The sequence below is a fragment of the Corynebacterium jeikeium genome (assembly GCF_028609885.1).
GTDB lineage: Bacteria > Actinomycetota > Actinomycetes > Mycobacteriales > Mycobacteriaceae > Corynebacterium > Corynebacterium jeikeium.
Genome location: NZ_CP063195.1, coordinates 1,447,833 through 1,469,466, shown reverse-complemented (window position 1 = coordinate 1,469,466; position 21,634 = coordinate 1,447,833). Strand labels below are relative to the sequence as shown.

The following is a 21,634-nucleotide window of genomic DNA, read 5'->3' as shown; positions in this document are numbered from 1 at the left end:
GCACCTAACGGCAGTCATCGTCATGGCCAGCGGGGTCGGCCTGTACGCGATGAACCTATACTTCACCGCAGCCCTCATGCCAACTGTGGTCGCTGAGATCGGTGGCCAGCAATACTATGCCTGGGCGTCAACCGGGTATCTGATCACCGCAGTGATCGCGACGATGTTCGTGAGCCGCATGCTCACCACTCAGGGCGCTGCACACACCTACGTCACCGCGTACCTGCTTTTCGCTGCCGGGACTCTCATCAGCGCAGCAAGCCCGACGATGGAACTGTTCGTGACCGGGCGAGCAGTACAAGGCTTTGGCGCAGGCCTACTCACCGGTCTTGGGTACGCCGTGATCCGAAGCGTGCTGCCGCAGACGCTGTGGACTCGTGGTACCGGAGTGGTGTCCGCGATGTTCGGCATCGGCACCCTCGTGGGGCCTGCACTTGGCGGCGTGTTCGCCGAACTCAACGCATGGCGAGCAGCATTCGGAGTGCTCGCCGCACTTGCGGTGATCCTGTCGGTCGTGACGCTACGTGCCCTGCCGCGACGGAAACCTGCGAAGTCGATCCGGTTGCGCGTCCCGATTCCGTCGATCATTGCACTGGCCCTGACCTCAGCAACGCTCAGCCTCAGCTCGACCCTCTCAACCTTCTGGGTGCCGGTCATGGTCGGCGCAGGGTTGCTCCTTCTCATTGTGTTTCTTGCCGTCGATGCACGCGACGCCAACGGCGTGCTTCCTAGGCTCACCTATGCCCGTTGCAACCAACTCAAATGGGTATATCTCACGGTAGCGGCGCTATGCGCGGGCGTGATGGTCGAGAACTTCATCCCCCTGTTCGGCCAGCAACTCGCGAACCTCTCCCCACTGTTGGCGGGACTGCTCGGCGCGGTTCTGTCGTTGGGGTGGGTTGTTGCCCAGCTCTTCAGCGCGAACGCCACGGGGAAGATCGCTCGCAGACTTACTCGTACCGGTCCAGTGCTCCTCACCGTGGGCCTGGCAAGCTACGGAGTACTGCAAGCTGTGCACGCCACGGCGTTCATCGTTGTGTTATGGGTGGTCATGCTGTTGATCGCTGGTATCGGAATCGGGCTCGCCTTCCCGCATCTCTCAGTCGCAGCAATGAGCAGTAGCGACGACGAAACCGAGGGTGCGAAAGCGGCAGCTGCCGTCAGCACGACCCAATTGATCGCGTTTACCCTTACCTCCGCGATCGCAGGAAACCTTCTCGCCCTCGGGAGCGCAAGCCAACTCGCCGCCGCCCGCTGGCTCGTACTAGGAATCGCCGCGCTTACCGTCATCGGCACCGTGACCGTGCTCTTCGTCACTGGAAAAGCTCGAACAGCACGCTAGGGGGAGGGAACCTCTCGACCCATTTCGTCCGCGAGCATTTCTGTGTCGGCGCGCGTGTCCGGGTCGGTAAGGTCGGCGTCTTTTGCCACCGCTTCCACATAGGCGCGTCGGATACGTTCATCGCGTGCGGTGCTGCCGCAACCGTGCTTCCAGTATGCCGCGGCGAACATATGGTCGCGGTCGTGCCCGTGCTTTGTGAGGCATCGTCGCCCCTCGGCGACAGTCGAGGCTTCGGCGGCGAGCCAAGCTTGCACTCCATTGTTCCTGGGAATTGAGGGGAGTACTTTGTTGAGTTCGTCGCGGAGTTGCATCGGTGTCCAGGCGTTGCCGACGTGGGGATGCAGCTGGAGGTTGAGGCGCTCGGGGATGAGCACGCCATCGTCGGCTTCTGGGACGTGGAGCCAGGCGTGAACCTGGTGCTCTTCTGGAATGGCGTGGAGGATCGTGGCTGCTGCGGGGAGCGCGCTAGCGTCAGCTACGAGGATGTGTTCGGTGATGTCGTCACCGAGTGCCCATTCGCGTCGGACCGCGTGCACGTCGATTCGGTCGCCCGTGCGAGCGTGGGTGAGCCAGGGGGCGAGGATACCGCCCGTGTGTGTGAGGACGTCGATCTCGATCGTGTCGGGTGTGGGCCGGCGGGAGACGGTCATTGCTCGGATCTCGGGTGCGCCGTCCTTTCCGGGAACGGCGATTTTGATGCCGTCTGCGGGCAGCGTGGGCTCGTAGCGGGCCAGGTCGGAGGAGGTGAGGGTGACGCGGGTGTAGCTGGGGGCGATGCTGCGGATACTGGTGATTTCGGCGTTGGTGGAGACCGGGCGCATGTTCTGTTGGGTGAGTTCGCGGATGCGGTGGCGGATGGTGGTCATGCCTGCTGTGGTCCTTCAAGGGTGATGGTGCGGTTGGGGTGCCAGATGGTGGGGTCGCGGTGTGTGACGAAGATGAGAGTCCCGTCGTAGGTGGCGAGGGTGTCAGCGATCCGTTGTTCTGTGGCCGTGTCGAGAGCGGAGGTGGCTTCGTCCAGCACGAGCACCGGCGCGTTCTTGAGGAGGGCGCGTGCGATCGCGACTCGTTGACGTTCTCCCCCGGAGAGCGCCTGCCCGTGAATGCCGAGGTGCTGGTGGATACCCAGCGGGTCACGAGTGATCACCTCCCGGAGTTGGGCGCGCTCGGCTGCCTGAAGGATCTCCTTGTCGGAAGCTTCGGGGCGGCCGAGTTTGATGTTCTCGGCGAGAGTGCCGGTGAGCACGATGGGGTCCTGGGGGACATAGGCGATTCTTGCGGTGATCTCTGTCTCCTCAAGTGCGGCGAGTGAGACCCCGCCGAGAGTGACAGTTCCATCGGCGGGATCGTCGAAGCGCTGCAACAGTCCCAGAAGGGTACTCTTGCCGGCACCGCTGGGGCCTGCGATGTGGACGCGTGCGCCTGGGGGAATGTTCGCGGTGATCGTGCGGAGCGCGGGTGGATGCGCGACGTCGCGGAGCTCGATCTCCGAACCTGCCGGAGGGACGGGGTCAGCGGGAGCGGGTAGGCGCGGCGCCATCGCGGCTGTATGGTAGGCCGAGCTGTGTGAACGTACCTCGTTGAGGCTGACCCCGGCGAGGGCGAGTTCATCGATCGGGGCGGACGCCCGGATGGTGAGCACCAGCAACGCGAGGGCTGCCTCAGGTATCGCGAACTCTCCAGAAGCAGCGAGCATGATCAGCATCCCGGCAACGGGCATGACCGACGCGAGAAAGGACACAAGGGTCGCGGGCGCTGCGGCCTGGTTGGTGCGCGCCATCGCCTGTTCCTGTCGCCTCCAAGCCTCATCCGCGCGGACGAGACCTCGGGGGCCGGCTGCGGTGCGGATCAGTTCGAGGTGGTCGACGAATTCCATCGTCGCGCGCACCGTCTCCTGCTCGATGCGATGACGCTCGGCGTCGGCGCGTTGCAGGTGGCGTTGCGTGAGCATCTGCGTGGCGAAGGCGGCCAGCAGCAGGAGGGCGAGCACGCAGGCCTCGCCAGCCCCTGACACGAACCCGACCGCGACAACCATGAGCACGGGTACAAGCGGTGCGCAGATCACTGTCTGCAACTGATGGGCGGGCACGCCCATGAGCGCGGGTATGCCGCGTCCGGCAACGGTGGTCACGAGTGCACGGTTCTCTGCCGTGAACCAGGACAACTTCGTGGCGGAAAGAGATCGGCCGAGCTGGGCATAGAGGTCGCCGGCCAATCGTGCGCCGCTCAGGTAGCCGCTGCGGGAGACCAGCACGGTGGCGACCAGTGACACGGCCGCTGCGGCGAGCACAGGCAGCACCCCTCCCCGGTCGCGGATCGCGAAGGCAAGGACCGTGTAGGCAGTGGCTTCGGCGAGGGCTGCGAGCACCCAGCCGGCGCCGATCCATGCCATCCGCCGTTTTGCCACCGTCGGAAAGCCTGGCCGCACCTGCTTGGGTGCCGGAGTGTTGCGGTTCATTGGTCGTCTCCTTCTTCGGGAGTGGCTGGCGGGGCGAGCCTGTGGACATGGTCGGCTCGGAGTGCGAGACGTGGATCGTGAGTGACCGCCACGACGGTCTTCCCCTCAGCCCGGGCGAGCTCTTCGAGTTCGCCCCAGAAGCGGGTGGCTGTCGCGTCGTCGAGGGCGCTCGTGGGCTCGTCGAGCAGGATAGCGCCCGCCTGCGCGAGGAACGCTCGGGCAAGCGAGACGCGCTGGCGCTCGCCGCCGGACAGCAGCGCGGCGTCCGTATCGAGCGGGAGATCGAGCTGGGCGCGAGCGAGGGCGGCCGTCAGCGCCTGGTCGTCTGCATCGGGGGCGGTCAGGCGAAGGTTCTCGCCGATGCTTGCAGGGAGCACGTCCCCGCCCTGCGGGATCAGCAGCACCGCCTCCGGCCGTGCCGCTTCGGGAAACGCCGATATGTCGGTGCCAGCGACCCTGACGATGCCACTCAGGGGCGGCTGCAGGCCCGCGAGCACGCGAAGGAGGGTACTCTTTCCTGCACCACTCGGCCCCGTGACCGCCGTCACCGCGGATGCTGGCGCGGTCAGGGAGAGTCCGTCGAGGATCCTTCGGCCACCCGCCGAGACCACGATACTGTCCACCAGAATGCCCGGCCCGCTGACCGCGTTCGCGTTGCCGTGAGGCAGAACAGGCTCGGCGAGGAGTTCTCCGATGCGTGTGGACGCGACTCGCCCCGCGGCGACGTAGTCGAGGCCATGTTCAAGCCTCAGTGCGGGTGTGACGAGCGCCAGCCCCATCAGCAGGATCGCTGCGAGCACGGCAGGCTCCCGAGCGAAGCCGACCGCGTAGGCGATGGCGTAGCTGGAGGCCGCCTGAAGCAGGCCGACGGCTACCGCGGCAGGAGTGGCGACACGTCGCACCCAGTCGAGCATGCCGGTGGTGAAGCGCCGGGCGGCGTCCATGTAGTCCGCGAGAGCGCTGTTCGCTGCACCGTAGCTGCGGAAGACATGGATCCCACGAGCGTAGTCGTCGACCGCCGTTGTGATCTCGGCCATCACCCGGCCCAGCTCGGCGCCGTGTCTTGCCGAGAGGCGCGGGATCACCGTGAGGTAGGCCGTCCCGGCGAGCACGCCCGGGATGAGGGTGAGCAGGGACACGGGCCCGGCGAGCGTCAGCATCAGCAGGACGGCGCACACAGGCACCGCGACGAGCGTGGCTGCTTCCGCGGGAAGGTGGGCGATCATGTGATGCAGCGCGGCGACATCCTCAGTGACGAGCCGACGCAACCGATCCGTCGGGTAGGCGGCCAACCGGTCGGCCGGCAGCCGGAGCAGGCTACCGGCCACCGCTCGCCGCACACGCGCCTCGAGCCGCCCCTCGACGGCGTGCGCGAGCCACGAAGCGCCCGCAGCCAGGAGCGCCGCGCACAGCCAGGCGCCACTGGCCCAGCCCACCCGTGCGGGGGCCGGGGCTTCGATCAGGCGCACGATCTGCCACATCGCGGCCAGGCCAAATAGGCCCGAGAGTGTCGTGCCAGCCGTTGCAACGGCCAGTGCCGGGAGAGAGGGGCGCAGCAGTCGCAGGACGGCCGGGTCGAGGAGAGATGTCTTGGTTGCCATGTCTAAGACTATATGCGTATAGTTGGGGTAACCTAAAACTGAAAGGACGGCATCGTGAGCAAACTGGATCCTGCGCAGATCGTGGACGAGGCTCTCGCCGTCGTGCGCTCCGATGGCGAAGCCGCGCTCTCGATGCGGCTCCTCGCCACGAAGCTAGGCGTGACCCCGATGGCGCTGTACCACCACTTCGCAGATCGCGACGCGCTGCTGCTCGCGCTGGTGGAGCGGGTATCCGAGAAGATCGTCTTCCCTGCGACCTCGCACGATCCCGTACGGGACTCCGTCGATCTCGCTTTGTGTATGCACGGCTTCCTTGTCGAGCACCCCTGGATGATTCGCTTGATCTCCACTGGTAGGCTCGCGAGCCCGGCCGGCCTCCGGTTCCCGGAAGGATTCCTCTCCTGTGCACGGAACGCCGGGCTCTCCGACGAGGCAGCTTTCATGTTCTACCGCACCATGTTCGCGACCATCCTCGGACAGGCCACCATCACCTGCGCCCGGCTGAACCGTCCGAGCGTGCTCCCCGAACATGACGGTGTCCGCCCGTTGCTCCCCGTCGTCACGGAACTGGCGGCGCGCTGGCAGGAACTAGACACAGCGCAGACCCCGGCCCGTGTGTTCGAAGCCGTAGCAGGAATCCTGCCCGCGGCCTGAGGCCCTACCCACCAGAGAAACGAGAAAAGCCCATGCTCAGATCCGTTCATACCCGTATCGCCTCCGCGATGGCAGCAGTGCTGGCCGGCGCGCTGTTGCTCGCCGGTTGCGCCTTCGGACCTATGACGCCTTCCACAGACGAACCCCCGCCCGGCGACGGTGCGTTCCCGGTGACGCTGCACAACGCCTACGGCGATGTCACGATCAAGGAGAGGCCCAAGCGGATTGCCGCACTCGGCTACGCCGATGTTGCGCTGGCGTCGGCGATGGGTGCGGAGGTGGTGCTGGCGCCCGAATCGTTCACGTCGGTCGCTGGAGCGGGCGATGAGAAGAACCTGCCGTATATCGACCCGCTCCCCGACGACACGACCTGGGTGAACCCGATGAGCATCAGTGTTGAGCAGGTCGCTTCTGCCAAGCCCGACCTGATCCTCGCCACCGCCGCGTTCACGCTGGATGAGGCCATGTACCAGCAGCTCAGCGACATTGCGCCGGTCGTCACCTACGAGGAGGGCCTCTACCGGGCCACGAGTGAGGAATCCGCCGCACGCGTCGGCCAGGCGCTCGGTGATCCCGAAGCGGCTGAGCGGCTGATCCAGCAGGCCGATGACGCCATCGCCAAGACGAAGGAAGAACTGCCGAACCTCGACGGGGGTACTTTCCTGTATGGGCAGGCTCGCGATGGCGTGGTCGTGTTCCTGGTCGATCAAGAGAATGTCACCGCCCGGTTCATGCAGCAGCTCGGGCTCGTCTCCCTTCCCGCGATCACGGAACTCGGCGGGCAGGGTTCTGTGCCCGGCTCGATCGACGTGAGCTTCGAACAGGCCCCACTGTTCAACGACGCGGGGGTACTGTTCATGACCTATCAGTCTGATGCCCTGCAGCAGAAGTTCGAGTCCGATCCGATCGTGTCCCAGCAGCCGATTATGCAGCAGCGGTACGTCCCCGTCGGTCTCGAGGCCGCGACCGCACTGCAGGATCCCAACGTCGCGGCCGTGCCGTGGCTACTCGACGAGCTACGCGCTGGCCTCGAACTCATTCCCGCGTCGTGACACGCCCGCGCGAGGAGGCGTCGCCTGTCCGCTTGCCGCGCCTCCTCGTTGTGGCGCTCATCGCAGCCATCCTGGTGATTCTGCTCACGTTCGCGAGCATACTGATCGGCTCCAAGCCTCTCGGCCTTACCGAGATCATGGCGCTCGTCAGCGGCAGTGGATCCGAGGAGGTGCGCACGCTCGTCGGTGAGGTGCGTCTGCCGCGCACTCTCGCCGGGATGCTCGTCGGCGCTGCACTGGCTTGGTCCGGGGCGCTCATGCAGGCGATGACCCGGAACCCCCTCGCAGACCCGGGACTGCTCGGCGTCGGGTCAGGGGCCGCATTCGCGGTGACGATCGGTATGAGCTGGCTCGGACTCCGCTCCGCCTTCGGGATCGCCGCCTCCGCGATCATCGGTGCCGCCGCAGTCACGACGGTCGTGCTCATCCTCGGCCTGCGAGGGCGTGCGGACGGTTCTCGGCTGATCCTCGCCGGAGTCGCTTTCAGCATGACGGTCTCTGGCATCCAGTCGGCTATCACCCTGCTGAACCCGCGCGCGCTCGACGCGATGCGCGCGTGGTCAGCCGGATCGCTGGCGAGCCCGGATAGCAAGGTCATCGCCTTCTCGCTCCCGATACTGGCCGTCGGCGCGCTAATCGCCTTTCTGCTGGTCCGCCCGATGGATGCGCTCGCCCTCGGTGACGACCTCGCCCGCGGCCTCGGCTCACACCCCCTGGCCACCCGGATCGGCACCGGGCTGGCGACGGTGTGCCTCGTCGGTGCCGCCACCGCGATCGCCGGGCCCATCGGGTTTATCGGGCTCATGGTGCCGCACATCGTCCGCCCCTTCACGGGGCCCCGCACCGCACCCCTCCTATTGATATCCACGTTCACGGGCGCCGGCTTAGTCCTCACCGCCGACATCCTGTCCCGCATCGTCCTTTGGCCGGGAGAGATCCCCGTCGGGATCGTCAGTGCAGCCCTCGGAGCGCTGGTCATGATCGTTCTCCTTCGGAGACGCCGATGAACCGACCCCCGACCGGTCACAGACCCGGCGATCGGATCGCATGGCGATGGGCCGTTGCACTGCTCACGCTCGCCGGCCTGATCCTCGCCTCACTCGCTTCCGGGGACCTGCCGCTGACCCCATGGGAAGTGCTCGAAGCGATCCTCGGGCGTGCCGATGACTTCACGACGACTGTCGTCCTGTCTTGGCGGTTACCGCGTGCGCTCACCGCCATCGCCTTCGGAGCAGCCCTCGGTGCTGCCGGCGCGATCTTCCAATCCCTCACCCGCAACCCGCTCGGCAGCCCCGATGTGATCGGCTTCAACACCGGCGCCTACACCGGTGTTCTCCTCACCCTGCTTCTCCTACCGGCAAGCGGGTTCCTCGCGCTCGCGGTTGCCTCCATCGTCGGCGGCCTCGTGACAGCTCTCCTCGTGCTAACCCTCGCACGCGGCCCGAGAAACGGCGGCCGCGGGCTCATTCTCACCGGGATCGCCATCAGCGCCCTCCTCACCGCGGTCAACACTTGGCTGCTTTACCGCACCGATACCGCCACCGCCGCCACCGGCTCCATCTGGGCCGCAGGCACCCTGGACAACATGCGTTGGGCGCAGGCCTGGCCCGCCCTCGCAGCCCTCGCCGCTATCGGAATAGCCACCTCCGCGGTGCTCCCGACACTCCGAATCCTCGCCCTCGGCGACGACCTCGCAACCGCACTCGGCCTAAGAGTGCCCCGCACGAGAACAACACTTGCCATCGCCGCGGTGCTCCTCACCGCCACCACCACCGCAGTCGCCGGACCGGTCATGTTCATCGCCCTCGCCGCACCACACATCGCGAACACCCTGCTCCCACGCTACCGCCCAATCCTCGCCGCCACCTTCTCCGGCGCGATCCTGCTTGCCGCCGCGGACTGGACCGCCGCCCACGCCTTCGCACCAACCCAGCTCCCCGTCGGCGCGATCACCGTCAGCCTCGGCGGCCTCTACCTCACACTCTCGGTTTTGCTGCGACGTCACTGACCAGCCACAAGCCCGCCGGTTCGACCATTGCGGCTCGCTCACATCACGCTTCACGAGCCTTTTCCGTTCGTCTCCCATCCTGTGCGCTGCGTCTTCCCGAACATTTCCGGAGCTTTCCTCCCGTCCCCTGCCTCAGTGAGAGAGAACAACAACATGTCTGAGATGTCCTGATAGGGACTATCCACTGTGTCCTGAGATATTGGGCTGACCCCGTTTCGTAGGTCCGGTGGTTCTGAGAGTCGTCCTGCCGCCCGAGGGTTCGGGCAGGGAGACTGGTCAGATCATGTCGAACAGCAGGAAGCGTCACACCCCGGAACAGGTCGTCCGCAAGCTCGGGTAGGCCGACAGGATACTCGCCGACGGCGCGGATGTCGCGGCGGTGTGCCGGGAGCTCGGGGTGTCCGAGCAGACGTACTACCGGTGGCGTAACCAGTACGGCGGGTTGAAGGCCGACGACGCGAAGCGCCTGAAGGAGCTCGAGAAGCAGAACGCGACGCTCAAGGGCGACACGACCGCAGGCCCGGACCGGGCGTTGCGGGACTGGCTGCGTGCCTGGGCGAAGAAACGCCCCCGTTACGGGTACCGACGCGCGTATCACGATGCGCGCGCCGAGGGCTGAGTCGTGAACCACAAGAAGATCCAACGCCTCTGGCGTGACGAGGGCCTCCGCGTCCGGCAGCAGCGGCGTCGCAAACGCGTCGGGTCCTCGACCGTCGACCCCGCAACAGCGGACGCGCCGAACGTGGTGCGGGCGGTGGACTTCCAGTTCGACGCCGACGAACAGGGCCGGCCGATCAAGATCTGTTCGATAGTCGATGAGCACACCCGGGAATGCATCGGCGGGCTGGTCGAGCGGTCGATCACCGCCGACCGGCTCACCGCGTATCTCGAGGATCTCGTCGCCGTCCGCGGCGCTCCCGTTGTGCTCAGGTCCGACAACGGGCCGGAGTTCATCAGCGAAGCGATGGCCGACTGGGCAGGTACCCGCACCGGCCTGTCCTACATCCCACCGGGCTCGCCGTGGCGGAACGGGTACGTTGAGTCGTTCAACAGCCGGCTCCGCGACGAGTGCCTCAACATCAACAGCTTCTACTCGCTGCTGCACGCGCAGGTCGTGATCGGCGACTGGAAAGACGAGTACAACCATCACCGCCGGCACTCCTCGCTCGGCTACCTACCCCCAATCGAGTACGCTCAGCAATGCACCCATCAAATCGAAACCGACGACTCACAGAGCGTCCGGACCGAATGAGGGGGGCGGCCCATAAACGCGTCACTCTGATCGTTACCACGTCCTCGCGCTGTTCCCTTCTCCCGAGCTCCTCCGGGAAGGAACAGCGCGACGTCTATGCTGGTTGTTTCCGTTGCTACGATCACCTGCTCAGCAATTGCTGCGCGCGAAATCCTGACTGGTTCACTCCGGTTCAGGGGCGAACCTGAACCTTGCGAGGAGTCCTCTCGCTAGCATGGTAACCCAGTTCTCGATCCGCTTCTTCGGCGCAAAATTGCTGGTCATAGCGGGTATCGGCGCCATCCGATAGCACCGCTCCGCACTGGGGTCTTGCATCCAGCGTGAATGGTTGTGCGACCCGACCTGTGGATCTGGTTCGCTGTTGATCAAGGTGGCTGACTCTGCTCCCAACGGCTTGTCGATCTATGGCCAGGAGAAGGATAACGCCACCTGGGCGTTGTCTCGAATGAACATGATCTTGCACGGCAACGAGACGCATGACATCCGCCAGGGAGACACGCTCTCTGATCCAAAGTTCCTCAAGGGTGAGCAGCTGCAGACCTTCGACTACTTCGTGGCTAACCCGCCGTTCTCCGTAAAGACCTGGAAGAATGGTTTCGACAAAGAGTACGGACGGTTCGACGGTTTCGCTGAACCGCCGGAGAAGAACGGTGACTACGCATTCCTACTTCACATGGTGAAGTCTCTTAAGTCTGACGGTCGGGGAGCGGTGATTCTTCCCCACGGAGTGCTCTTCCGTGGCAACACTGAAGCCGCGATCCGTGAAGAGCTGATCCGGCGCGGCCTGATCAAGGCGATCATCGGACTGCCAGCCAACCTCTTCTACGGTACGGGAATTCCGGCCTGCATCATCGTCATCGACAAGAAGGAAGCGGCTAACCGGACTGGCATCTTTATGATCGATGCCTCCAAGGGGTTTGAGAAGGACGGCGCTAAGAACCGTCTGCGTCCTCGGGATATGCGCAAGATCATCGACACCTACCTTGCGGGCGACGACGTCGAGCGCTACGCCCGTATGGTGTCGCTGTCAGAAATCTCTGACGCTAAGAACAACTACAACCTCAACATCCCTCGCTACATCGATACATCTGAGCCCGAGGATATCCAGGACCTGGAAGCTCACCTAAAGGGCGGGATCCCGAATCGGGATCTGGATGCGTTAGGGGAATACTGGGATGCTTTCCCGAACCTGCGTAATGAGCTGTTCCGCCCTCTCCGTGAGGGATATTCAGAGCTCACAGTGGAGCCCGAGCAGGTAGCAAAGGTGATTGAGGAATCGGAGGACGTCAAAGCTTTTACCTCGACTGTCTCCAAGGCTGTTGAGGAATGGTGGAACTCTCACCGAGGCCAACTGGAGGCGATTGACTCCCAGACCAGGCCTCAGCAGCTGATTGAGGATCTTGGCGATGACCTGCTGGAGAAATTCCGGGGTCGCCCGTTGATCAGCGAGTACAGCGTGTACGAGCAGCTGATGAGCTACTGGAATGACACCATGCACGATGACGTCACACTCATCGTCGGGTCCGGCTGGGTGAGAGTGTCCGATTCTTTGTGTGCGGGGGGCTTGGGTTACAAGTAGTCCGCGAATCGGTCGGGGTACGCCACAGCTAGTTGGTTGATGGCTTGTTTCCACCCGGTGGCTTTCGCTCCTTCAATATAGCCGTTGCATTCGATGTCGCGTTTCGCTTTCTTCGCTCGCTGGGCGGCGCGCTTGTCTTCGATGTTGCAGATCATCAGCCACAGCGTTTTCAGCGCCGCAGTATCGTTCGGGAATTGCCCCCGGTTACGGGTAGCTTTCCGCAGTTCAGCGTTGAGCGACTCGATTGAATTGGTGGTGTAGAGCACCCGGCGTGCGGCCGGCGGGAACTGCAGAAACGGTATGAACCGCTCCCACGCGTCGCGCCAGACTTTGACCGACTGCGGGTATTTACGGCCCAGTTCACTGGCCTCGAAAGCATCAAGGCTGGCCCGGGCGGTGTCCTCGTTGGCGGCCGTGTAGACCTCACGTAGCGCACGGGAGACAGATTTGCGGTCCTGGTAGGACACCCACCGGTTCGCAGCTCGAATTAGGTGCACGATGCAGGTCTGCACCATAGAATTCGGCCAGGTTGCCTCCACGGCTTCCGGTAGACCTTTCAGCCCGTCGCAGCAGACGATGAACACGTCTTGGACACCCCGGTTGGCCAGATCCGCGCACACCGATGCCCAGAATGCAGCGCCTTCATTTTCAGCGATCCACAATCCCAAGATGTGCTTGATGCCGTCGATGTCGATGCCAACAGCCATGTAGCAGGCTTTGTTGACCACGCGGTGACCGTCACGGATTTTGACGCGGAGTGCGTCGAGGAAGATCACCGGGTAAAACTCGTCGAGCTGGCGGTTTTGCCAGATCATGACCTCGTCTAACACCGCATCGGTAATCGTGCTGATCGTATCCGGGCTCATATCCACCCCAAGCGTGGTTGCGAGATGGTGTTGAATATCGCGCACTGTCATCCCGCCGGCGTACAGCGAGACGATCATATCGTCGAGCTCTGTCAGCCGACGTGCGCCCTTGGGCACCATCTTCGGTGTAAACGTGCCGGCACGATCCCTGGGCACGGTCACTTCCACTGCACCGTAGCCAGAATTGACGGTCTTGGTGTACGACCCGTTGCGGTGATTGCTCTCCTGCGCGGCTTCCACCTGGGCTTTGGCCTTACGGTCGGAATGTCCGTAGCCCAAATGCGCATCCATTTCCGCCTGCAGACCAGCGTTGATCGATGCCTGCAGCAGGCCTTTGACCAAGTCGCTTGCATCATCAGCGGACGTCGACAGCTCGCTGATCAAGCTAGCGAGCTCAGGATTTTCCATCAGCTTCTCGCTGATCTCGTTGACCCTTGCCGGGTCATGGCCTTTCTTCGGTGACACAGCAGTCATTATCAGTGAAACTCCTTCTAGATCAGAGCCTCACACACAAACTTCCTGACACCCTCGGCTGGGTTGATGCTGCTCAACCGCGTGAAGCTCGGATCACTGGTTATGACAACAAGAAGAAGCCGAAGTACGAGAGTGCCGATCTAGTCTTTGGAACTGGAGTCAAGGCACAGCGCTGGGTAACTGACCTAATCCCGCCGGCGCTGATCATCGACCGGTACTTCGCCGACGAGAAGGCCGAGCTTGATCGCCTCACTGCGGAGCAAGACCGCATCAGCCAGGAGCTCCAAGAGCATATCGAGGAGCACGCCGTAGAGGAAGGGCTGCTGTGGGAGGCCGTCAACGATGCTGGTGGCGTCAAGGTAAAGGATGCCCGTGACCGATTGAAGACTGCCAAGCTAGAAGACACCGAAGCCGACGAGATTGCCGCGCTGAACACGGTGATCAAGCTGTTTACGGCAGAGACGGCAGCAAAGAAGGCAGTCAAGGACGGAATGTTGCAGCTGGATACGAAGGCGATCGCCACGTATGCCAAGCTTTCCAAGGAAGAGATCCAGGAGTTGGTGGTCGGCGATAAGTGGCAGGCTGTCGTCGCAGGTCGGTTCGCTAGTGAGGTCGCCCACCTAACTCATGATTTGACGAGCCGTATCCGGGTTCTTGGCGAACGCTACGGCGAGACTGTTGGGGCTATCAACGATGAATTGGTCAAACTAGAAAGACGGGTATCAGGACACCTTTCCGCCATGGGGGTGAAATCATGACTGAATGGACTCAACGAAAAGTTTCGGATCTCATCGATGGGTTAAGAGCTGGAGTCAGCGTCAGATCTTCCCCGGGAGTTGACGGTGGACCAGCGGTTCTGAAAACTTCGGCTATCAAATCGGGCCGATTTGATCCCAGCGAAGTCAAGACGATTTTAAAAGCGGACCTACAAAGGGCAAAGTGTCCTGTGGCAGCCGACAGTTTGATCATCAGTCGGATGAATACCCCTGCACTTGTTGGGGATGTCGGCTACGTCGACGAAGAGCGCGCAGATCTCTATCTTCCAGACCGGCTTTGGCTCGCACAGAAAAAGCGCAACTCAGACACTGATATGCGATGGCTCACGTACCACTTCTCTTCTGAGCCAGGCTCTCGTGAACTTCGAGACCTGGCTACTGGAACCAGTGGAAGCATGAAGAACATCCCCAAAAATAAAGTTCTAAACCTGGTGATCCCCACGCCGAGCCCTCTCGAGCAGCAAGCGATTGCCGATGCGATTGCCGATGCTGATGGCCTGATCGAATCCCTCAAGCGCCTTATTTTGAAAAAGCAGGCAATCAAGCAGGGCATGATGCAGCAACTTCTTAGTGGAGTGACTAGGCTAGATGGATTTACGGGATCCTGGGACGAAACCAGACTTGGTACAGTGCTTAAGTTTCAAGTCGGATACCCTTTTCAATCTTCAGGTTTCTCCAAATCTACTTCAGGAATGAGGCTTGTCCGGAACAGAGATCTCCGGTCAAATGATTCCGTTATATTTTTTTCAGGCGTATTCTCAGAAGATTTCATCCTTGCAGACGGAGACATTCTCGTGGGGTGGCGTCCCTTAGTGTGGTGTAACGCTTGCTGATGGTGGATCCCGGAAAGTAGTGGGCGGCCACCGCCAGTTAGCCTTTCAACTCAACTACCACATCTCACCGAAAGGCCTATGACGATGACCGCTGCACCGTATTCTATCGACCCGACAACCTATCTGGATGATTTGCTGGCCCAAGCGTCTCCGGATTTGATGCGCCAGATGCTGCAAGGGTTTATCAACCAGATCCTCTCCGCCCAGGCTGACACCGTCTGCGGCGCCGAATACGGGGTTGTATCCACCGATCGGGTCAACCACCGCAACGGGTATCGCCACCGCGACCTTGACACCCGTGTCGGCACGATCGACGTGGCGGTGCCGAAACTGCGCCACGGCGCGTTCTTCCCAGACTGGCTGTTAGAGCGCCGCTCACGAGCAGAACGAGCCTTATCGACTGTGATCGCCACGTGCTACCTTAAGGGGGTTTCCACCCGCAGGATGAATGATCTGGTGGCTACACTTGGGATTTCCAGCATGTCGAAATCGCAAGTCTCACGCATGTCAGAAGAACTCGACGACATGGTCGCAGACTTCAAAAACCGCCCACTAGACCCCGGCGGGTACGCCTTTTTATCGTGCGATGCGCTCACGATCAAAGTCCGTGAAGGCGGCCGGGTGGTCAAATGCTCAGTGCTGCTTGCCACCGGAGTCAACGCCGACGGGTATCGCGAAATGCTCGGCATGCACGTCGCCACCGCGGAATCCAACGCGTCGTGGAAAGGCTTCTTCCAGGACTTAAAAGCCCGCGGACTTACTGGGGTATTCCTTATCACCAGTGATGCCCACGAAGGCATCCAGCACGCCATTTCCGAAGTGCTGCCCAATGCGTCGTGGCAGCGGTGCCGCACCCATTTTGCGAAGAACCTCTACGAAAAGGTCCCGAAAACACAATGGCCGATGGTCTCTGCGATGTTCCAGACAATCTTCCAGCAACCTGACGCCACATCCACTTGGGCTCAAGCCCGCGAAGTTGTCGACCTACTGGAGCCGAAATTCCCTCACGTCGCGGCGTATTTGGAGGAATCACTCGATGAAGTACTGGCGTTTACCGCAGTGCCGAAACCAGTCTGGACGAAGGTGTGGTCAAACAACCCCACAGAACGGTTAAACCGAGAGATCCGCCGGCGCACCGACGTCGTCGGCATTTTCCCAAACCGTGAATCCATCATCCGGCTTGTCGGTGCGGTCCTAGCCGAGCAACACGACGATTGGATCCAACAAAAACGCTACATGTCACTGACCGCACTCGAACACACCAAGCACCTCATGCACCACCCAGGAGAACATCGTGACGACCACCACCAGCTAACCGCCTAACCAAGCCCCGAACTTCATATCGAGCCGAAAGCACAAACGGCTACACCACTACACCGGACTTGACCGGTCTGCTTGGCGCGCACTGGGATGGGAAAGGCTACTTTCATGATTTCTAAAGTCAGAATTCGTAACTTCAAAGGGTTACAAAACTATGAGGCAACGTTTAGTCCGCAGTATAACGTAATTGTGGGCGCAAACGGAGCAGGAAAATCCACCCTCCTTGAGGCTATCGGGCTGGCAATAGGGGGACGAATCAACGGACAGTGGCCGAGTGATGCCCTCTCCCCTTACTGGTTTCATACACAAACAACTAAAGAGTTCTTCGACGCATACTCTGCAGGACGGCGTCCGGAGGTGCCGAAGATAGTCATCGAAGTAATTTTAGATAACAGCTCGAAGAATCCGGACTTGGCCCGCCTCCAAGGAAAGATGAACAGCAAAAATGCAAATGAAACTGGGCTTGCGTTCGAAGTATCTCTGAACGATGACTATACAAAAGAGTTTTGGGACTACATGGCCGCATGGGAAGAAAATGGAGTAAGTGCCAAGCTCTTCCCGACCGAGTACTTTGAGACCTACTGGCATTCGTTTGGTAGTCCCGACCGACTCACGCGAAAACCTCGAGGGCTGAATTTCGCACTGATTGGGCCGCAATCAAACTCTTTGAACCGAGGGGTGGATCGATATACCCGTCAGCTTCTCGAAGACCACATACCTGACGAAGTTGCTGCCAATTTGTCGGTGACCCTTAGATCAGCTTTCACGTCATCAACACAGACCGCCCTCGAATCTGTTAATGAAAAAATCAAGAACGACCCGGCCAAACCATTAAAGCAGCTTGGAATACAGATTGATCCAGCAGTTTCTGGTCAGTGGCAGTCAGGGATTACCCCCGCGATCAACAGTCTTCCTTTTAGCCACGCCAGTTTCGGAGAACAAGCCATAGCAAAGGTGGAAGTATCACTACTTAAATCTGCGACGAAGGCAGATCTGATACTCATTGAAGAGCCAGAAAACCACCTTTCCCACACAAAGTTACGTCAGCTTCTGGACCGAATTAAGGCTCTAGGCGCCGATCAGCAAATAATCGTTACGACTCATAGTTCCTTCGTGCTTAACCGCCTGGGCCTTGATGGACTTATGCTTGTGGAACGAGGCGTCGGCGCTCGCCTCTCCGACCTGCAGTCCAGTGACATCAGATTCTTTCAGAAGTTGCCCAACTTCGATACGCTCCGACTCATTTTGGCAGACCACGTAGTGCTTGTAGAAGGAATTAGTGACCTCTTAATCGTTGAGGAAGCTTTCGAACGAAACTACGGAATGGGCTCATCGGCTCTTGGAGTCGATATCATTTCGGTAGAAGGGGTCAAGCATGAGAGATGGTTCCGACTTGCCGCTCTACTCGATAAGCGGGTGATCGGAATTCGTGATAACGATGGACGAGACGATGGGCATTGGGAGAAGAAATATAGCGCGTCGCTGGGGGAGAGTTTCCTTGTCGTAGGGAAAAAAGAGTGCGGGAAGACGCTCGAGTCGCAGCTAGAGTACGTAAACAGGGAGAATATGCCTGCATTAAAGGAGAGTCTCGGAATACCAGAGGGGCAAGATTTTGTGGAGTGGAGCACTGCGCAGAAGTCAGACGCGGCCCTCAAGCTTGTAAACTTGCCAGACAAAGACTGGAAGATACCTGATTACATTAATGAAGCAGTGCGCGCTCTTTTTCCCGAGATGCTATGAAAAACGAAGCTTTAATAGCAGTAGCTGGTGCGGGTAAGACTGAGGGTATTGTCCAGAGATTTGCCAAAGCGGAAAAGAAGACCCTATTTATTACTTATACCAGCACTGGGCAAGAAGAGCTCAAGTCCCGGCTTACAGCTGCTAATCCGCGTGCCAGTCATGAAGTTGTCGGATGGTATGGATTCCTTATCGACCACTTCCTGAAGCCATTCGCTCCCGACTACCTTGGACCTGGTAAGCGGTATACAGGATTTAATCGAGACTATCGACCCGAGCGATGGCACAAAAAGCATCGTAGACACTTTGACTCAGAGGGGCGGATTGGTGGACAGTCCATTGCTTTTGTATCGCGGGAAATCTGCGACGCTAACGGCAAGCAACCCATATCACGCTTAGAGCTGATTTATGATTCGATTGTTATCGATGAGGTTCAAGACTTAGCTGCAAATGATCTAGTAATTCTTGAATACTTACTAGAATCCAGCATTTCTGTCTTTATGGTTGGAGATATCCGGCAGACTGTTTTTGAAACCACAACGAGCGATCGAAAATATCCTAAATTCCGCAAAGCCGCAAAAATTGGTTGGTTCGAGTTAATGCGAGACAAAGGCTGGCTTGACTTAAAATTCAGTTCAGTCAACAAGCGTTGTCATCAGGATATAGTAAAATTATCGAACTCGGTCTTTAAAGCTAGTTATCAATTTCCAGATGCAACGGCAGAGAAATGTGAAGCCGGCATAGGATTTGGACTGCACCACGTTACACCCGAAAATGTAACGTCTTACTGCGGGGTGTTTAACCCACTTGTGCTTAGGTGGGGGAAGAGATCGGAAAAGGAATGGGCTGATCGGCTAGACTTCGATACTTTCGGCAATGTAAAGGGCCGGACTGTGGGGCACGTATTAATTTTTCCTACAGATCCGATGAAGAAATTTTTAGCGAGCGGGGCGCCCATTGAGAAGGAAGAGCCCGCGGCCAAGTTTTATGTTGGACTTACCAGGGCGCGCGACAGCGTGGGCTTCGTCCTTCCGAAGTCCTTTACCTTTGCAGACAACCTAAATCCGTCTTCCTTCAAATTGTGGACAGCGAACTAGAGAGTTTACGCTTGGCTTCCAACGTCGAAGACGCGCCGCTGAACTTGAGTACTTTGCTCTAAAATGCCAGGTCAACGTGATATAATGCCGGCATATGATCCTATTTGAAGTGTCCGAGAAATCTGCCCGGCAGGCGAAGCCGCTTGTCAGCCGCAACGGCAAGCGGGTTGTTGAGCGGGACATCCAGAAGATTTTTGAGAGCAGTCTTCACGAGATCTTAGGTGTGCACTTCCTTGCCAGCGAGTACTCCACTAGCTTTGGTGGGCGGATGGACACCTTGGGGATCGATGATGAGGGAAACCCCTCCATCATTGAGTACGAGAAGGGCCAAAATGAGAATGTCATTAACCAGGGCCTTTCTTATTTGCGCTGGTTACTTGACCATAAGGACAGCTTCCATGTCCTGTGCCAACAGAAGGGTGTCGAGCACGAGGTGCAGTGGGATGCTCCTCGGGTGATCTGCGTGGCGGAGAGCTACAACAAGTTCGATACCGACACTGCCGACCTGCTGCCGATCAAGATTGAACTTCTTAGGTACCAGCTGTTCGAGAACGGGATGCTGACTCTCGATACCGAGAGCTACCAGAAGGTCAAGATCTCTGGGATGCCAAAGCTCGAGGCTGGGAACAAGGAGGCCATCGAGCCTCTGCAGCAGACCTTCACCCTCGATGAGCACATCGCCAAGGGTGGGCCAAACAGCCGCAAAGTCTTCGCTGATCTCCGGGAACGCATCCTCGGCCTCGATCAGGAGATGCAGGTTGAACCGAAGAAGCTATACGTAGCCTTCAAGGTGACCCGCAACGTGGTGGATGTTGTGGTGCAGAAGCCAAAGCTCTGGCTATTTCTTAACGTCAAGACGGGGACACTTGATGACCCCGAGGGTCTTGCGCAAGACCTGGAGGCCCCGGTGAAGATCGGTCACTGGGGGAATGGGGACTACCGGGTGGAGATCACTTCGCAGACTGATCTGGATTACGTGATGACGCTGGTCAAGCAGAGCTACGAGATGAATCGGTAGGAGATATGGCTGCCCTGCTTTTCATCATACCCTTGGGCTGCTGGCGGAGCTAATTAGGGAGGATTGAAACGATGGCAACGAAAAACACCTTAGAGCCGGACGACCTGCGTATTGGCTGGTACTACCATGACCGATCAGAGGACGGGTCGACTCCAGCAGCAACGCTCCTTCGTAACGAGGGCGACATGATCTCGCTGTCTATTCCCATTGCGAAGGAGGATGCCTGGGGCCCGGTTTCGCGTTGGTTCGATGGTACGGGGGTGCGGTACGGAGACGATCCTGACCGCACCAAATACACTTACGATCCGCCGAAGGAGCTTCTTTTCACTGATCCTCGCGGACCTATCGGACTCTTCCACTGTCGCAATCTTGGCAAACGGTCGGTCATGGGCGGAACCGCTGAGGGCAGAATTCGCGTTGGATTTGCAGTACTGGGTGCGCGCTCGCTGGAGCACAGGCAGCCTCATCGCTTGCGGACCTATATCCCCGGGATGGCAAAGTGGATTGGACTAACTTCGCTGCAGGTAAAACCGGAGCAAGACGAGAGCGGGATCTCTACTAGACTGTGCCTGAAGACGGCTTTGCTCAAGCCGCTTGAACTTGAGCCGGGTCTTTTCCTGGACACCGCCTGGCACTACAACTATGACCGCAGCGATAATCATTTTGAAATCTCGGACCCGCCGTTTATTGAGTCTGTTATAGAAGGTGGTGCGGATTTCTACGATCACCTCAAGAAACACCAGCTCTTCCGCGATCTGGTCGACCTGGCTTATTGGAAACCGACAGGCTACTACCGGATTCAATCTAGCCGGGATGAAGACATCGAACTCAAGTCTCGGAAGTGGCGCGAGGTGAAGACCCACCTCGTTCGCCCTCAAGAAGAAGGGCATTCAGCCATCGCACTCTTCTACTTCGGGCAGATCGGTGTTGAGGGGTTCCAGAAGTGGTCCGAGATGCGTCGCAAGTATGATCGCGCAATTGGGCCGCTCATGTCACTCCTCGGCATGAAGGGGAGCGCGGTTGAAACACAGTTCATCCAATCCTGCGTAGGTCTCGAGGGATTGGGTGTGCAACTCGCGCGAGATAGCGGAGTGAAAAAGCGAGAGATTCTTCAGAAGCGACTTGAGCGCGTGGTCGATGACCTTGGCTTCTCTTTTAGCGAGGACTGGGCGAAGCGCACGGCTGACCGCTACAACGACATCAAGCACTACGACCGGGATGCAGTGGTTGACCCACTCGACGTCTACTACAGCCTGCTTGAGAACGAGCTTGTTTTTCGTTCATGGGTAGCGCTGCACCTTGGGCTTGCTCGTGATTACGTCATGACGCGAATCGACATCACGCCGGCGGGCCAGGCATTAATCGGCCAGCCTGGGATATCGTTCCCCAAGCCCACGAAAGAGTCCGTGGAGTAAATCCGCGCTGTCCCGTCCGCACAGGCTGATCTGCAGCGATCCTTCGGAAACTTCACTCGGCACGCCTCGGAGTAGAACCCAAGGCGTGCCGCTGTCACAGCGAAACTTCCGCTTGCTTGGGACTTGGTATCTCCGCCATGCAAGTTGGCTAG

At 59.9% G+C, this 21,634-nt stretch carries 17 protein-coding genes and 1 pseudogene; 14 read left to right on the top strand and 4 right to left on the bottom strand.

Annotated features, from left to right (window positions below; translation table 11 throughout):
• Positions 1-22 precede the first annotated feature (22 nt).
• Positions 23-1,342 (top strand): MFS transporter, encoded by a 1,320-nt coding sequence (locus tag CJEIK_RS06480; protein ID WP_005295488.1) that lies wholly within the window; start codon positions 23-25, stop codon positions 1,340-1,342.
• On the opposite strand, the gene CJEIK_RS06475 is transcribed toward CJEIK_RS06480, so the two are convergent.
• Genes CJEIK_RS06475 through CJEIK_RS06465 form a run of 3 tightly spaced genes read right to left on the bottom strand, consistent with a single transcriptional unit; the run spans position 1,339 to position 5,401 of the window.
• A complete protein-coding gene (locus CJEIK_RS06475) occupies positions 1,339-2,208 on the bottom strand; it encodes a siderophore-interacting protein (protein WP_005295486.1) in 870 nt (289 codons plus the stop codon). The genes CJEIK_RS06480 and CJEIK_RS06475 overlap by 4 nt on opposite strands.
• A complete protein-coding gene (locus CJEIK_RS06470) occupies positions 2,205-3,800 on the bottom strand; it encodes an ATP-binding cassette domain-containing protein (protein ID WP_034965027.1) in 1,596 nt (531 codons plus the stop codon). Before CJEIK_RS06470 ends, CJEIK_RS06475 begins: the two co-directional genes overlap by 4 nt.
• Complete coding sequence (locus CJEIK_RS06465) at positions 3,797-5,401, bottom strand: ATP-binding cassette domain-containing protein (protein ID WP_077536178.1); 1,605 nt, start codon at positions 5,399-5,401, stop codon at positions 3,797-3,799. The genes CJEIK_RS06470 and CJEIK_RS06465 overlap by 4 nt, the downstream gene beginning before the upstream one ends.
• Positions 5,402-5,455: 54 nt before the next feature.
• On the opposite strand from CJEIK_RS06465, the gene CJEIK_RS06460 reads away from it, so the two are divergent.
• The 6 genes and pseudogenes from CJEIK_RS06460 (at position 5,456) to CJEIK_RS06435 (ending at position 11,946) form a co-directional block, all read left to right on the top strand.
• Positions 5,456-6,055, top strand: a complete 600-nt coding sequence (locus CJEIK_RS06460; protein WP_005295477.1) for a TetR/AcrR family transcriptional regulator — start codon at positions 5,456-5,458, stop codon at positions 6,053-6,055.
• A 68-nt stretch (positions 6,056-6,123) separates the two neighbouring features.
• On the top strand, positions 6,124-7,107 hold the full coding sequence (locus CJEIK_RS06455; RefSeq protein ID WP_236609288.1) for an ABC transporter substrate-binding protein: 984 nt from the start codon (positions 6,124-6,126) through the stop codon (positions 7,105-7,107).
• A 50-nt stretch (positions 7,108-7,157) separates the two neighbouring features.
• On the top strand, positions 7,158-8,114 hold the full coding sequence (locus tag CJEIK_RS06450) for a FecCD family ABC transporter permease (RefSeq protein WP_100086766.1): 957 nt from the start codon (positions 7,158-7,160) through the stop codon (positions 8,112-8,114).
• A complete protein-coding gene (locus CJEIK_RS06445) occupies positions 8,111-9,115 on the top strand; it encodes a FecCD family ABC transporter permease (protein WP_005295471.1) in 1,005 nt (334 codons plus the stop codon). The genes CJEIK_RS06450 and CJEIK_RS06445 overlap by 4 nt, the downstream gene beginning before the upstream one ends.
• Positions 9,116-9,398: 283 nt before the next feature.
• Positions 9,399-10,367 (top strand): annotated as a pseudogene (locus CJEIK_RS06440) (IS3 family transposase).
• Between the two features lie 328 nt (positions 10,368-10,695).
• The gene (locus tag CJEIK_RS06435; protein WP_256639452.1) at positions 10,696-11,946 is read left to right on the top strand and encodes an N-6 DNA methylase; all 1,251 of its coding nucleotides are present in this window, start codon (positions 10,696-10,698) and stop codon (positions 11,944-11,946) included.
• On the opposite strand, the gene CJEIK_RS06430 is transcribed toward CJEIK_RS06435, so the two are convergent.
• Positions 11,937-13,286: an IS256 family transposase gene (locus tag CJEIK_RS06430; RefSeq protein WP_005297400.1), complete on the bottom strand. Its 1,350-nt coding sequence runs from the start codon at positions 13,284-13,286 to the stop codon at positions 11,937-11,939. The two genes, CJEIK_RS06435 and CJEIK_RS06430, sit on opposite strands and share 10 nt — an antisense overlap.
• A gap of 5 nt (positions 13,287-13,291) precedes the next feature.
• Between CJEIK_RS06430 and CJEIK_RS06425 the strand changes: the two genes are divergently transcribed.
• The 7 genes from CJEIK_RS06425 to CJEIK_RS06395 all read left to right on the top strand — a co-directional run bounded on the left by CJEIK_RS06425 (position 13,292) and on the right by CJEIK_RS06395 (position 21,482).
• A complete protein-coding gene (locus CJEIK_RS06425; RefSeq protein ID WP_115597272.1) occupies positions 13,292-14,044 on the top strand; it encodes a hypothetical protein in 753 nt (250 codons plus the stop codon).
• Positions 14,041-14,895 (top strand): restriction endonuclease subunit S, encoded by an 855-nt coding sequence (locus CJEIK_RS06420; RefSeq protein ID WP_077536324.1) that lies wholly within the window; start codon positions 14,041-14,043, stop codon positions 14,893-14,895. The genes CJEIK_RS06425 and CJEIK_RS06420 overlap by 4 nt, the downstream gene beginning before the upstream one ends.
• Positions 14,896-14,979: 84 nt before the next feature.
• Positions 14,980-16,218 carry an IS256-like element IS3506 family transposase gene (locus CJEIK_RS06415; RefSeq protein WP_172544895.1) on the top strand — a complete coding sequence of 413 codons (1,239 nt, stop codon included), beginning with the start codon at positions 14,980-14,982 and terminating at the stop codon, positions 16,216-16,218.
• Between the two features lie 105 nt (positions 16,219-16,323).
• Entirely contained in the window at positions 16,324-17,955 is a 1,632-nt protein-coding gene (locus tag CJEIK_RS06410; RefSeq protein ID WP_115597324.1) for an ATP-dependent nuclease, read from the top strand.
• Positions 17,952-19,049 carry an AAA family ATPase gene (locus CJEIK_RS06405; RefSeq protein WP_005295447.1) on the top strand — a complete coding sequence of 366 codons (1,098 nt, stop codon included), beginning with the start codon at positions 17,952-17,954 and terminating at the stop codon, positions 19,047-19,049. Before CJEIK_RS06410 ends, CJEIK_RS06405 begins: the two co-directional genes overlap by 4 nt.
• Positions 19,050-19,158: 109 nt before the next feature.
• Positions 19,159-20,067, top strand: coding sequence for a DUF5655 domain-containing protein (locus tag CJEIK_RS06400; protein ID WP_249024824.1), 909 nt, complete (start codon positions 19,159-19,161; stop codon positions 20,065-20,067).
• A 71-nt stretch (positions 20,068-20,138) separates the two neighbouring features.
• On the top strand, positions 20,139-21,482 hold the full coding sequence (locus tag CJEIK_RS06395; RefSeq protein WP_005295443.1) for an ApeA N-terminal domain 1-containing protein: 1,344 nt from the start codon (positions 20,139-20,141) through the stop codon (positions 21,480-21,482).
• The last annotated feature ends 152 nt before the right edge of the window (positions 21,483-21,634 follow it).

What these genes read in the sequence shown, in the direction of transcription:
- CJEIK_RS06480 (WP_005295488.1), top strand. Translation starts at nt 23, where the DNA reads ATGGCCAGCGGGGTCGGCCTGTACGCGATGAACCTATACTTCACCGCA.
- CJEIK_RS06475 (WP_005295486.1), bottom strand. Translation starts at nt 2,208, where the DNA reads ATGACCACCATCCGCCACCGCATCCGCGAACTCACCCAACAGAACATG.
- CJEIK_RS06470 (WP_034965027.1), bottom strand. Translation starts at nt 3,800, where the DNA reads ATGAACCGCAACACTCCGGCACCCAAGCAGGTGCGGCCAGGCTTTCCG.
- CJEIK_RS06465 (WP_077536178.1), bottom strand. Translation starts at nt 5,401, where the DNA reads ATGGCAACCAAGACATCTCTCCTCGACCCGGCCGTCCTGCGACTGCTG.
- CJEIK_RS06455 (WP_236609288.1), top strand. Translation starts at nt 6,124, where the DNA reads ATGGCAGCAGTGCTGGCCGGCGCGCTGTTGCTCGCCGGTTGCGCCTTC.
- CJEIK_RS06445 (WP_005295471.1), top strand. Translation starts at nt 8,111, where the DNA reads ATGAACCGACCCCCGACCGGTCACAGACCCGGCGATCGGATCGCATGG.
- CJEIK_RS06430 (WP_005297400.1), bottom strand. Translation starts at nt 13,286, where the DNA reads ATGACTGCTGTGTCACCGAAGAAAGGCCATGACCCGGCAAGGGTCAAC.
- CJEIK_RS06420 (WP_077536324.1), top strand. Translation starts at nt 14,041, where the DNA reads ATGACTGAATGGACTCAACGAAAAGTTTCGGATCTCATCGATGGGTTA.
- CJEIK_RS06415 (WP_172544895.1), top strand. Translation starts at nt 14,980, where the DNA reads ATGACCGCTGCACCGTATTCTATCGACCCGACAACCTATCTGGATGAT.
- CJEIK_RS06410 (WP_115597324.1), top strand. Translation starts at nt 16,324, where the DNA reads ATGATTTCTAAAGTCAGAATTCGTAACTTCAAAGGGTTACAAAACTAT.
- CJEIK_RS06405 (WP_005295447.1), top strand. Translation starts at nt 17,952, where the DNA reads ATGAAAAACGAAGCTTTAATAGCAGTAGCTGGTGCGGGTAAGACTGAG.
- CJEIK_RS06395 (WP_005295443.1), top strand. Translation starts at nt 20,139, where the DNA reads ATGGCAACGAAAAACACCTTAGAGCCGGACGACCTGCGTATTGGCTGG.